We start from the raw sequence: 1,020 nt of genomic DNA, 5'->3' as shown, positions 1-1,020 counted from the left end.
GGCATCCGTCAAGTCGGGATGGGCGATAACTTCTTTGAGCTCGGTGGCCATTCGTTACGAGCCGTTACCTTACTCTCGCGGGTGCAAAAGGCATTCGCGGTGGAAATCGCCCTGCGGACCTTGTTCGCTGCACCAACGCCGCAAGAGATGGCGAAGGCGATCCGGGCGGCGACAGCGAGCACCTATGTGGGGATCGAACCGGCAGCGGAGCGGGTGTACTACCCAGTATCGTCAGGGCAGCGGCGTCTGTTCATCTTGGAACAGCTGGAAGAGACGGGCACCAGCTATAACATGCCGACAGTATTGATCATCGAAGGGCAAGTGGATCGTGAACGGCTGGAAACGGCTTTCGTAGCCTTAGTGCAGCGGCATGAGATCCTGCGGACGAGCTTGGAGATGCTCGAGGGAGAAGCAGTACAGCGTATACATGAGGAAGTTGAAGCAAGCTTGTACTATGCACAAGCGCAGGAAGAAGAAGCAGAGGAGCTGGTGAAGGGGTTTATTCGCCCCTTTGATTTGAGCTGCGCGCCGCTGGTACGAGGGGGAATCATCCAGCTGGAGGAAGCGAAGTTTATCCTGCTTTTTGATATGCATCACATCATCTCGGATGGAGTTACAACGGGGATTTTGGTCCGGGAATTCATGGACTTGTATGAAGGGAAAGACTTGCCACAGCAACGTCTCCAGTACAAAGACTATGCGGTATGGCAGCAGGGATTTAACCAAAGTGAAGCGTACCAAAAGCAGGAGTCGTATTGGCTGGAGACGTTTGCGGGAGAGATCCCGGTGCTGAACCTGCCCACAGATGAGGTGCGGCCGTCGAGCCGGCAATTTGAAGGGGGACGAATCAGCTTTACCATAAGCAAGGAAACCATCGAAGGGTTGAAGCAGGTGGCAGCGGAGCAGGGAGCCACGCTGTATATGGCGTTATTAGCGGCGTACAACGTCCTGCTGTTCAAGTATACGGGCCAAGAAGATATTGTCGTGGGGAGTCCGATTGCCGCACGTCCGATGGCGGAT

The 1,020-nt window shown here is 55.0% G+C and carries 1 protein-coding gene and 1 pseudogene; both read left to right on the top strand.

From position 1 onward, the window contains the following. Positions 1-18: 18 nt before the first annotated feature. Positions 19-150 (top strand): annotated as a pseudogene (locus ACWNM1_RS30575) (phosphopantetheine-binding protein); the annotation flags it as partial. Between the two features lie 36 nt (positions 151-186). Continuing rightward, the coding region (locus tag ACWNM1_RS30570; RefSeq protein ID WP_449603934.1) for a condensation domain-containing protein at positions 187-1,020 on the top strand (834 nt) is incomplete at its 3' end.

The sequence above is a fragment of the Paenibacillus sp. Marseille-Q9583 genome (assembly GCF_976954365.1).
This window is presented reverse-complemented; position numbering and strand designations above follow the sequence as displayed.